The following is a 10,764-nucleotide window of genomic DNA, read 5'->3' on the forward strand; positions in this document are numbered from 1 at the left end:
AACGGCGCAACGCGAAAGGCCCCCCGGTGAAGGGGGGCCTCTCGCTGTCTGTGCGCCGCCAGGGACTCGAACCCCGGACCCGCTGATTAAGAGTCAGCTGCTCTAACCAACTGAGCTAGCGGCGCCTGCTGACGAGGAAGACTCTAGCAGCGGCCGGGGGCGGAGCCAAAATCGATTCCCGCCGGGCCGGCGCCTCCCGTTCAGTGCGCGTTCGGCACCTGGCCACCGGGCTCCCGCACCCGCCCGCGCGCCGCCCGGACGCACGCCCACAGCACCACCGACGCCCCCGGCAGCCAGGGCTCACTGGTGTCCGGCGCCACGATCCACCGGCTGGACGAAGCCTCCGGTGCGTCGATCGCCCGCTGCACCGGCGGCACCGTCACCGCGTCCCCCGCGCCGTGGCACAGCAGCGGCGGCACGTCCCGGGCCCACTCCTCCCAGGCCAGCAGCGTCCGCAGCCGGGACGCCGCGCCCGGCTGCACGAACAGCAGCGTCCGGCCCCGGTACGTCGCCACCGGGCCGCAGCCCGGCCCCGAGGACCACAGCTCGTCCAGCACCCGGCGGCCGAACACCGCCGGCAGGCTGATCACGTCGAACGCCCGACCGCACGGGAGGACCGCGGGCGCCCACGGCCGGGCCTCCCACAGGGCGCGCATGCTGCTCGGGTACTCGCTGGCGGAGGCGAGCCACGCCTCCCCGGCGACGCTGACGTACTCCACGGATTGATAGGTCCAGATGTCCACCCGGAAAGGGTGGACCGGTCGCGCGGGCGGTCGGGGAGAAAACGGCGTTCGCCGGACAGCGGGGTGTGCGGGGGCGTACCATCGCCCGCCGCATATGCCAGTGGCCTGCGGGGGTCTACTCCTCCGGGCCGCGGCGCTGCAGCGAGCGGCCGTACTCGACCATCTTCACCGCGTAGTCCGGCGTCCAGTCGGCCCGCTCGGCGATCTGCTCCGCCGAGAGCGCGTCGAACCGGCGCGGATCGGCGAGCTGCGCGGCGGCCAGCGCCTGGAAGTCCGTGGCCCGCTCCGCCGCGGCCCGGAACGCCATCGCCAACTCGGTCGAGCGCGACAGCAGTTCGGACGGATCGTCGATCGACTCCAGGTCGAAGAACCGCTCCGGCTCCGGCTCCGCCCCGGCCGGCTCGAAGATCAACTCGACCGGCCGGATCCGCCGGGCCGGGCCCGGCACCGAGGGAACGACCGCCGGAGTCGGCGAACCGCCCTGGTCGGAAGCCTGCGGATGCGAGTCGGGCATGACGGGGCACCTCCGGGAGTGCGAGGGAAAGACGGCCGCCGTCCATTGTCGCGCGCGAACCGCCAGAACCGGAACGGTGCGCCCGCGAGCGCTATTCCCCGCCGGGGGCGCGAGAGCCGCTCCGCGAGCCCCTGACTCGAGAGAGCACCACCAGGGGCTCGGGGAACGGCGAGTCCGTGCTGCTGACGGCCGGAGCCCGTCGGAGGTCCGTGCTGCTGCGTGTCCGTGACGGAACCGGAAGCCGATGCGCGCCACGGCAGTGAACCTCTCGCAGACTGGGCCTCGCCGTTCCCCGAGCCCCTGGCGGTGCTCTAGAGGCGGACGCGGTGTTCGGCGAGGTGGGCGAGGACCGCGTGGTTGGCCTCCCAGCCGTCGGGGAACTTGACGGCGACGCCGAGCTGGACGGGTTCGGTGGCGGGGTGGTTGTCGAGGAGTTCGGGGATGCCGGCCCGGGCGACCACGATGCAGGCGTGGCGGTGCCGGGAGGCGAGGACGCAGAGGCGGCCGGTCTCCAGGTGGAAGGCGGTGGCGTCGGGGCGGCCGGAGAGCGGGTGCAGCACGATGGTGACGTCGTACTCGCGGCCCTGCAGGCGGTTCGCGGTGTCGACCGTGACGCACTCGCCGGCCGCCGGGTCGACCGGGACGCCCAGCCGGCCCAGCTCGGCGCGGACCGCGGCGGCCTGGTCCCGGTGCGCGGTGCCGACCGCGACCCGGCCGGGGGTGAGCGGGGTGGTGCCCTGCTCGGAGTGCGCGGTCAGCCCGCGGTCCAGCAGGCGGCGGACGGTGGCCGCGACGGCGGCGACGGCCTGCGCGTCGGTGCGCACGGTGTGCCGGGCGGGCAGTTCCAGCAGGGCCCAGCCGGTGGCCGCGGCCTCGTCGATCGCCGCGTCCACCGCCGAGCCGTCGCCGCGCAGGCCCGGCCGCAGCGTGCGGTCGTCCGGGCCGGTGCCGGAGCGGAACGGGGTGTACGGGTAGAACGCGGCGGAGACCAGCGGCGCGGCCGAGGCGGGCAGCCGCCAGGAGACCGGGAGCCGGTGCGGGCGGATCGCCGGGTTGTGCGCCAGCAGGGTGACCACCGCGGAGGAGGACGGGTCGTACGACAGGCCGGCCCACTGGTCGGTGCCGACCACGGTGAACGGGTCGAGCTGGCCCGGGTCGCCGACGAACAGCGCCCGTTCGAAGAGCCGGGCGACGGCCAGCAGCGCGTCCGAGCGCATCTGGTACGCCTCGTCGACGATGGCCTGCCGCCAGGGCTGCTCGGTCCTCACCCACTGCCACTTGGCCGCGGTGGAGATCACCACGTCCTGTTCCAGCAGGTCGGCGACCTTGTCCTTGGCGGTGACGTTGGCGTGCCGCAGGGCCTCCGGGGCGGGTTTGGAGTCGCTCGCGTGCAGCCGGCCGATGCTCATCCCCGGGGCCTTGGCGGCCAGCCGGTCGACCAGGTCGTCGACCTGGCTGTTGGTCTGGGCGACGATCATCAGGCGCTCGCCCGCGTCGACCAGCTCGCGGGCCGCCCGCACCACCAGCGTCGACTTGCCCGCGCCCGGCGGGGAGTCGACCACGACGCCGCGCGGCGCGCCCGGCGCGGGGCGCACCACCGCGTCGAGGATCCCCGCGACGGCCCGGTCGGCCGCCACGCCGGGGGCCGGCTCGGCGGGCCGGCGGTCGATCGACGGGTCTTCAGCTCCGGAGAGGCTCATTTCGGTGATCATTCCCACTCGTCCGCGCCGACCGGCGCATCCTCGGCGGCCGTCGGGGGGCCGCCGTGCGTCCACGGGGTGTCGGCGGGCTCCGGCAGCGGCGCGGACTGCCGGGGAGCCAGCTCGAACAGGGTGAACACCACGGTCGAGCCCGGCTCCGGGACGCTGCCCGGCTCCGGGTCCTTGCGGCGGCCCATGCCGGACAGCAGCCGCACCACCACCTCGCCCGGCCCGGACGAGACGACCTCGGCCCGCTGGGCGGGCTCCGCGTGCGCCCGGTGCACCTCGCGGCCCGGGTCGGCGTGCGGGCGGTCGCCGGTGCGCAGCACCAGCAGCGGGCGCGGCTTGGGGGAGCGGCCCTGGGACCACTCCGGGACGACCTCCACCACCTCGCCGGTGAACGCCTCGCCGGCGAGCCGGCGCTCGGCCATCGCCAGCGGATCGTCCAGCGCCTCCTGGATCTCCAGCTTCGCCTGCTCGCGCTCGCGCTGGGCCAGCTTGCGGGCCGCCGTCACCGCGTCGTCCCGGCGCGGCTGCGGGGGCTCGCCCGCCGCGACCCGCTCCCGGTGCATGGTGAACGACCAGCGGTCGCCCTCCCAGCGGTCCGGCAGGTGGCCGGCGGGCGGGAGGGTCCGCAGCAGGTCGACGCCGTTCCAGACGTCGTGCCAGGCGGGCAGCGCGGCCGCGTGCAGCACCCGGGCCAGTTCGGCGTGCGCCCGCTCGACCAGCCCGGCGGCCCGGCGGACCTCCGCGGCGTCCCGCGCGGCCTCGGCCCGCTCGCGCACCGCGACCGCCGCGTCGTGCCGCAGGATCGACGGGGCCAGCACCCGTTCGTCGAACTTCGGGTCGGTGGCCGGACCGGCCGGCGGGTGCAGCAGCATGCCCTCGCCGTCCCGGGCGGTCTCCACCCACTCGGCGGCGGCCGCGCCGACGGAGGACGGCTCCAGACCGACCGGCGGCAGGTGCCAGGCCAGCCGGGCGGCCAGGTGCTGGTCCTCCAGGTTGCTCTGCCCGGTCGCCCAGTGCCGCGCCAGCAGACCGGTCATCGCCAGCAGCATCGAGGAGCCCGGCACCTGCGAGCGGTCCGTCAGGTGCGTCAACCACCGCCCCAGCAGCGGGACTTCGGTCGGCGACGGGAACTCGCCCGGGTCCGGGTCCTCGACCGTGCGGCGGAACCGGGTGGAGCGGCCCAGCAGCGCCAGGTGCGCCACGCCGCCCGCGTTCGGCACGATCAGCTGCGGCGCGTCCGCGCACAACTCCCGCACCACCGGCACCTTCTCGCCGCTCACCGGGTCCTTCTCGGTGCCCTCCAGCAGCTCCACCTCGGCCCCGAAGGACTCCAGGTACGGCACCACCTCGCGGGCCACCGCCGCCAGGAACTCCGAACGCTGGGTGCGGTTCAGCGGCTGCGGCACGAAGTGCAGCCGGGGCTCCGCCCGGTCGGTGCCCAGCAGCACCGCCAGCGGGGCGCCCGCCTCACCGGCCGCCGCCAGCGGCACCAGCACCATCGGACGCTCCGACAGGTGCCGGTGCCGGACCGTCGCCAACGGCTGGGCCCGCTGCCCGCGCACCGCCTCCAGCCGGGCCAGCGTGGACAGCAGGCTCACCGCACGCCGCCCGCCGCCAGGGCCTCCGCACGCAGCCGAGCCGCGTACGCCAACCGCTCGGCGGCCTCGTCCAGGCCCAACTCACCGGCCAGTTCCGGCTCCAGGCCCGGCTCGCCGCCCTGCCCGGCCGCTGCCAGCGCCTCCTCGACGGTGCGCAGCGACCCCAGCTCGCCGCGCACCCCGCGGCCCAACTGCTCCACCGCGCCCGAGCAGCGCGCCTGCGAACGGCAGTGGAAGCCCAGCTCGCAGGTGGAGATGCACTCCGGGGCGTACGCGGCGGGCACCGCGGCGACCGCCTCGGCCAGCTCCCCGGCCGGGCGGGTCGGGGTGCCCGAGTCGTCCCGGGCCAGGTCGAAGGTGACGCCCTCGGGCAGCGCCGCGAGCAACTGCTCGACCCGCGTCATCCGGGACAACTGCCGCCGGGTGACCGCCAGTTCGCGCCGCACGTCGACCGGGACGGCGACCGGCCGGGTGGAGAAGTCCTTCGGGCAGACCAGCAGCACCGTCAACTCCGGCGCCCCGGGCAGCTCCTGGACGGCGTACGGGTCCGCGGAGAGCGGCCGGCCGGCCAGCCGGGCCGCCGTCTCCTGCAGCGCCAGCACGTACACCGCGGCCTGCCGGGCGGCCGCGCCGACGTTCGCCGGATCGGCCGAACCGTCCAGCACCGGGAAGGACTTGATCTCCACCACGGTGCACCGGCCGGCGTGCACCACCAGCGCGTCCGGCTCCAGGTAGGCCGGGCTGCCCGCCACGTCCAGGCGCAGCATCGGGTGGTCCAGCAGCGTCCAGCCCGCCGGGTCGGCGGCGGCCTCGGCCAGCGCCGCCAGCGTCCGCTCCGCGCGGACCGCGGGGGAGGCGGCGGGCAGCAGGTCCGGTACGGCGAGCGAGGAGACCTCGTCCGCCGGGACGCCCAGCCGGCGGCGCAGCGGCTCCAGCAGGACCGCGTAGCCGTCCCGCTTCAGCCGGGACTCGAACAGCAGGCCGCGCCGGATCGCGAACGGCGACTGGCCGAACGGCGCGGGGCGGCCCAGCTGTTGGGCGAGCGCGACCTTGTCGACGCCCGCGGCGTCCAGCAGGGCGCGGCGGCGGCAGCCCGGATTGGCGGCGAGGGCGGCGAGGGCACGGGCGTCGAGGCTGCGCTGCGGCGCCGGGCCGCGCAACTCGGAGAGCCGCCGCAGCGGCGGGGTGGCCTGCCCCAGGTGCGAGACGTTCATGGTGCGGCCCAGTCTCGCATCCGGAGCCGACAAAGCGGAGCCCGGTCGTCGATCCGGCGGGCCGGGTGGGGGATCATGGGGCGACGGCCCTCGACGGCGGGCCGCCGAACCGCACCCCTTCGAACGAGGTACCCCATGCCCGCCCGCATCGTGCTGGTCCGCCACGGCGAGACCTCCTGGTCGGCCACCGGCCGGCACACCGGCCGCACCGACGTCCCGCTCACCGAGGAGGGCCGCGCGATGGCCCGCGCCCTCGGCGAGCGCCTGGCCCGCGCCCCGTGGAACGGCCTGCCCGGCGCGACCGTCTGGACCAGCCCGCTGTCCCGCGCCCGGGAGACCGCCGAACTGGCCGGCTTCGGCGACCGCGCCGTCGACCGCCCCGAACTCCTCGAGTGGGACTACGGGCAGTACGAGGGCCGCACCGGCGGCGACATCCGCGCCACCGACCAGCCCGGCTGGCTGATCTGGCGCGACGGCGTGCCCGGCGGCGAGACGCTCGCCCAGGTCTCCGCCCGGGTCGACGGCTTCCTCGCCGAACTCAACGAGGAGCACGGCACCCCCGACCCCGACACCACCACCATGCACTGCGCCGACCGGGACGTGGTCCTGTTCGCCCACGGCCACCTGCTGCGGATCCTCGCCGCCCGCTGGCTCGGCCTGCCCGCCGAGTACGCCCAGCGGCTCAAGCTCGGCACCGCCGCGCTGTGCGTGCTCTCCTGGGAGTACGGGCTGCCCGCCGTCGAGGTCTGGAACGACCACAGCCACCTGGAGGAGCTGGGCCACTGACCCCGCCCCGGCTCACGGGCCCTCAGGCCGCCACCGCGTCGTAGCCGTTCAGGAAGTCCCGGACCTCCGGCACGGCGGCGTGCCCGCGCAGCCGGTCCGCGGTCTGCGCCAGCATGCCGCGGATCCGCGCCGAACGGACCCGGCCGAGCAGCGCCACCGCCGCCGAACCGTGCGCGGCCGCGCCCGGCAGGTCGCCCCGACCCAGCCGGTCGTGCGCCAACTCGGCGGTGTACAGCACCCGGTTGCGCACGAAGTGCGGCTCCTGGAGCCCTATCGCCTGCTCGGCCCGGGCGCTGGCCCGGTCCCACTCGCCCAGCGCCGACCAGCACTGCGCCTCCTGCCCGGCCAGCTCCGCCTCGCCGTAGAAGGACATCCACTCCGGGTCGGCGTCCGGCCGCTCGCCCCGGTCGAACAGCGCGTACGCCCGGGACAGCGCCCGTTCGCAGGCCGAGCGGTCGCCGAGCAGCGCCCAGCCGCTGGCCTCGCGCAGCGCCAGCAGCGACAGCAGCCGGTCCGAGCCCAGCCCCTCCGCGGCGGCCTGCCCGGCCTGGGCGGCCCGCAGCGCCTCCCGGGGGCGGCCGGCGTCCCGGGCCAGGAAGGCGCTGTTGCTGAACACGTGCGCCTCCAGGTGCGGGTCGCGGGCCATCCGGGCGGTGGCCAGCGCCTCCGAGTAGAACGACCTGGCGTCGGTGAGCCGGTTCGAGTCGTGCGCCAACCAGCCCACCGAGATGGCAAGTTCACCGGCCCCGCACTGCAGGCGGCGCTCGGTCGCGGCGCTGTAGTCGCCGTCGTTGAGCAGCACGTAGGCGCTGCGCAGCGACTGCCCGGCCAGCTCGAACAGGGCGTCCGCGCCGTGCGCGTCGTCCAGCAGCCGGATGTCGCGGACCGCCTGCTCGACCCCGCGCACCTCGGCGGCGCCGACCCGGCGGCGCTCCGGCGGGGGCGCGGCCGAGGGCGGCGGGGCCTGGTCCAGGCCCAGCACGGCCGCCAGGGCGGTGGGACCGCCGTTCAGGAACGTGCGGCGAAGCACCTCGTCGTTCTCCTCGTCAGACCGGTGCGGCGCGTCCGGCGGATCTGCCGGGACGGACGGTTCGGCGGGCGCCGGCCCGCGGCGGCGGACCGCCGTGCGGGGCGCGAACCCGAGCTCCGCCAGCGACCGCTCCGGCCACATGTGCCGGAACACCCGCTCGTACGCGTAGTTGGGGCAGCGGATCTCGCCGGACTCGACCCGTCCGACGTAGCGCGCGTCGCAGGACACGTGTTCGCCGATCTCCCGGGCGGCCCGCCGGACCAGGGTGGCGAACTCCCCGGGGGAGAGACCGCCGCGCAGCTCGCGCATCGCCTGGTTGGGGACGGGCGCCGGGCGGGGCCCGCCGGTTCGGGTGGCTGCCATGCTGCACTCCGAGGTCGTTCCGGGGTGGTCGCGCCGCCCCCGGGGGAGGGGCGCCGCGTCGCCAGAACAGTACCGGCAGTCACCGTGCGAACACGTCGAGTCGCCAGGAGATGGCAGGTCAATTGCGGACAATACGGACCGAGTTGCCGCCTTGTGCCATGAAATGCCATGGCTTGCTGTATCGGAGGCCGTGGCCCGGGAACCCGCTCCCGCGTTGTCCTGGTACATGGACACCGGCGGTACGGGCCCCCTCCCGCACCGGCCCCCCGTCGCACGACCGGGTGACGGAGCACCATCCGGTTTCCGCGCGACCCGAGGCGACAGGAGGTCCCCCATGGCCACCGGAGTTCCCCAGTACCGGCGTCCGGCCGTCCCCGCCGCGCCGCCGCCCGCCCCCGCGGGCTCCTCGGCCAGCCGCGTGGTCCAGTACGACACCGTCACCGTCCAGGTCCGGCACGGCCTGGAGGCGGTCGACATCCTCCGGATCCGGCGCGCCTGCGGAGCCGTCCAGCAGACCGCCGGCGGCACCGCCGTGGCCTTCCTCGTCCCGGCCGGCACCGCGCTGCGCTGGCACCTGACCGGCTCCGCCTGCACCCCGGGGGCCGAACTGCTCCCGCCCACCGACCCGCGCTGGATCATCCCGCCCTCCGGCCCCCAGCCGTACCCCCGCCCCACCGACGCCTGGGTGCTGCGCTCCGCGCTCTGCGAGGCCGCCACCACGCTCACGGCGGGCGGGCTCGGCCCGCTCTGAGCGCGCCCCGCACGTCGACTGACGATTCGTCAGAGAACTTGCCCGACCGGCTAGTTGGCATGCAAGCGTCGTCTCGCTGGGTGGACCTCCCGACCCCGCAGCGGGCAGCGCCCGTCACCCACCGTCGCGAGTCGGCCGCCCCGGTCCGCGATAATGGCCCCATGGGCCGCCCACGCACCACCCCCAGCACCACCGTCCCCGGCCGCACGCACGGCCAAGGCCCGCTCACCGCCGCCGTCGCCTCCGGCACCGCCGAACTGCGCCCCGACCGGGACCGGCCGCACGCCTGGGAACTCCGGATCGACGGCGCCCCGCAGTCCCTGGTCGACCTCGCCGACCCCACCCACCTCGGCTTCGCCTACCAGCGCCGGATCGGCCACCTGATCGACCTCGCCGCCCCCGCCCGGCAGCCGCTCACCGCCCTCCACCTCGGCGGCGGCGCCCTCACCCTGGCCCGCTACACCGCCGCCACCCGGCCCCGCTCCCGCCAGCAGGTCGCCGAGATCGACACCGAACTGACCGCCCTGGTCCGCGCCGAACTGCCGCTCGACCGCGGCTGGCAGATCAAGGTCCGCGGCGGCGACGCCCGCGCCGTCCTCGAACGCACCCCCGACGACTCCACCGACCTGGTCGTCACCGACGTCTTCGCCGGCGCCCGCGTCCCCGCGCACTGCGCCACCACCGAGTTCGCCCGGCACGCCGCCCGCGCCCTCACCGGCACCGGCCACTACGCCGCCAACACCACCGACGGCGGCCCGCTCGCCTTCGCCCGCGCCCAGACCGCCACCCTGCTCGCGGTCTTCCCCGAGGTCTGCCTGATCGCCGACCCCGCGGTGCTGCGCGGCAAGCGCTTCGGCAACCTCGTCCTGCTGGCCGCCCACACCCCCCTCCCGCTCGCCGAACTCGGCCGCCGCCTCGCCACCGACCCCGCCCAGGCCCGCCTGCTGCACGGCCGCGACCTCACCGACTTCACCGCCGGGGCCGCCCCGGTCACCGACACCACCGCAGTCCCCTCCCCGGCCCCGCCGCCGCGCACCTTCGACTGACGCACCCGGCGGCCGTCCGGGGTCAGCGCCGCAGCGCGGCCGGGTCGAGGTCGAGCGGGAACGGCTCGGTGAGGGCGGTGGACCCGCCCGGCGGGACGGTGCGGTCGAGGTAGCCGCTGCCGTCGGGGGCCAGGCGGCCGAGGTGCAGGCGCGGCGCCGGGTCGAGGTCGAGGCGCCAGTAGTGCGGGATACCGGCGGCGGCGTACAGGCCGGGCTTGGTGCGGCGGTCGATGACCCGGGTGGACGGCGAGGCGATCTCGATGGCCACCACGACGTCGTCGGCGTGCAGGGTCGCCCCGGCCTCGGCGGCCGCGGCGGCGTCGGCGACCACCAGGTCGGGGATCAGCAGTCCGTCCGGCACCAGGACGTTGACGGCCTCCAGCACCTCGAACGGCGCGGTCGCCGCAGCGCCCAGCAAGACGGCGAGGCGGCCGGCCGCGCGCTGGTGGGGGACGCTCTCGCGCGGGCTCAGCAGCAGGGTGCCGCCGAGGAGTTCGACGCGGTGGTGGGTGTCCTCGGGCAGGTCGAGAACCTCGCCGACGGTCCAGCCACCGGTGCGGGGGTGCCCGGGGCGGTTCAGTGGCCGCCGCCCGGGAGGCCGCGGTGCTTGTACATGGCGGCGGCGGTGAGCAGCAGGCCGGCGGCGATCGGGAGCAGGACGGCGACGGCGTTCTCGCCGGGCGGGCGGGCGGGGGCGGCGGTGAGGGCGAGCCAGTCGGGGGCACCGGCGGCGGGCCGGGGGGCGGTGGCCGGGGTGCCGAGCGCCGGGGCGGGGCGGGGAGCCGGGACGCGGGCGGCGGGGGCAGCCGGGGCCGGTGCGGTGGCGGCGGAGCCGGGGGCGTCGGCCGGGGCGCGCTGGGCCGGGACGGTGGCCGCGGGGGCGGCCGCGGGGGCGGGGCTGCCGGGTTCGCGGCCGTGCGCGGGCTCGGCGCGGGAGGCGCGCGGGGCGTCCTCGGCCCGGGGTTGCGGTGGGACGGCGGCGAGCAGGCCGGCGGCGAGCGAGAACGCGT

General features: G+C 76.7%; 10 protein-coding genes, 1 tRNA gene and 1 pseudogene. 3 read left to right on the forward strand and 9 right to left on the reverse strand.

Features of this window, described 5'->3' with window-relative positions:
* Window positions 1-51 precede the first annotated feature (51 nt).
* The 6 genes from ACFUEL_RS25795 to ACFUEL_RS25820 form a co-directional block, all read right to left on the reverse strand.
* Window positions 52-125: transfer RNA gene (locus ACFUEL_RS25795), tRNA-Lys, on the reverse strand.
* A 75-nt stretch (window positions 126-200) separates the two neighbouring features.
* Entirely contained in the window at window positions 201-743 is a 543-nt protein-coding gene (locus tag ACFUEL_RS25800) for a bifunctional DNA primase/polymerase (RefSeq protein WP_380239142.1), read from the reverse strand.
* A gap of 115 nt (window positions 744-858) precedes the next feature.
* The gene (locus ACFUEL_RS25805; protein WP_380239143.1) at window positions 859-1,257 is read right to left on the reverse strand and encodes a hypothetical protein; all 399 of its coding nucleotides are present in this window, start codon (window positions 1,255-1,257) and stop codon (window positions 859-861) included.
* A 311-nt stretch (window positions 1,258-1,568) separates the two neighbouring features.
* On the reverse strand, window positions 1,569-2,957 hold the full coding sequence (locus ACFUEL_RS25810; protein WP_380239144.1) for an AAA domain-containing protein: 1,389 nt from the start codon (window positions 2,955-2,957) through the stop codon (window positions 1,569-1,571).
* 8 nt (window positions 2,958-2,965) lie between these two features.
* Window positions 2,966-4,564 carry a hypothetical protein gene (locus ACFUEL_RS25815; protein ID WP_380239145.1) on the reverse strand — a complete coding sequence of 533 codons (1,599 nt, stop codon included), beginning with the start codon at window positions 4,562-4,564 and terminating at the stop codon, window positions 2,966-2,968.
* The gene (locus ACFUEL_RS25820; RefSeq protein ID WP_380239146.1) at window positions 4,561-5,778 is read right to left on the reverse strand and encodes a hypothetical protein; all 1,218 of its coding nucleotides are present in this window, start codon (window positions 5,776-5,778) and stop codon (window positions 4,561-4,563) included. Before ACFUEL_RS25820 ends, ACFUEL_RS25815 begins: the two co-directional genes overlap by 4 nt.
* Before the next feature lie 135 nt (window positions 5,779-5,913).
* Between ACFUEL_RS25820 and ACFUEL_RS25825 the strand changes: the two genes are divergently transcribed.
* Window positions 5,914-6,564, forward strand: coding sequence for a histidine phosphatase family protein (locus ACFUEL_RS25825; RefSeq protein ID WP_380239147.1), 651 nt, complete (start codon window positions 5,914-5,916; stop codon window positions 6,562-6,564).
* A gap of 22 nt (window positions 6,565-6,586) precedes the next feature.
* Here the strand turns inward: ACFUEL_RS25825 and ACFUEL_RS25830 are convergent, their stop codons facing one another.
* Window positions 6,587-7,957, reverse strand: a complete 1,371-nt coding sequence (locus tag ACFUEL_RS25830; protein WP_380239148.1) for a tetratricopeptide repeat protein — start codon at window positions 7,955-7,957, stop codon at window positions 6,587-6,589.
* A 334-nt stretch (window positions 7,958-8,291) separates the two neighbouring features.
* Between ACFUEL_RS25830 and ACFUEL_RS25835 the strand changes: the two genes are divergently transcribed.
* Both ACFUEL_RS25835 and ACFUEL_RS25840 read left to right on the forward strand, forming a co-directional pair.
* Window positions 8,292-8,708 carry a hypothetical protein gene (locus ACFUEL_RS25835; protein ID WP_380239149.1) on the forward strand — a complete coding sequence of 139 codons (417 nt, stop codon included), beginning with the start codon at window positions 8,292-8,294 and terminating at the stop codon, window positions 8,706-8,708.
* 161 nt (window positions 8,709-8,869) lie between these two features.
* Complete coding sequence (locus ACFUEL_RS25840) at window positions 8,870-9,754, forward strand: spermidine synthase (protein WP_380239150.1); 885 nt, start codon at window positions 8,870-8,872, stop codon at window positions 9,752-9,754.
* A gap of 22 nt (window positions 9,755-9,776) precedes the next feature.
* Here the strand turns inward: ACFUEL_RS25840 and ACFUEL_RS25845 are convergent, their stop codons facing one another.
* Together ACFUEL_RS25845 and ACFUEL_RS25850 are read right to left on the reverse strand one after the other, a co-directional pair.
* A complete protein-coding gene (locus ACFUEL_RS25845) occupies window positions 9,777-10,334 on the reverse strand; it encodes a Uma2 family endonuclease (protein ID WP_380239151.1) in 558 nt (185 codons plus the stop codon).
* Window positions 10,331-10,764 (reverse strand): annotated as a pseudogene (locus ACFUEL_RS25850) (hypothetical protein); the annotation flags it as partial. The gene ACFUEL_RS25845 and the pseudogene ACFUEL_RS25850, both read right to left, overlap by 4 nt.

Origin of the sequence: Kitasatospora sp. NPDC057198 (assembly GCF_042670125.1) — a bacterium.
Classification (GTDB): Bacteria; Actinomycetota; Actinomycetes; order Streptomycetales; family Streptomycetaceae; genus Kitasatospora.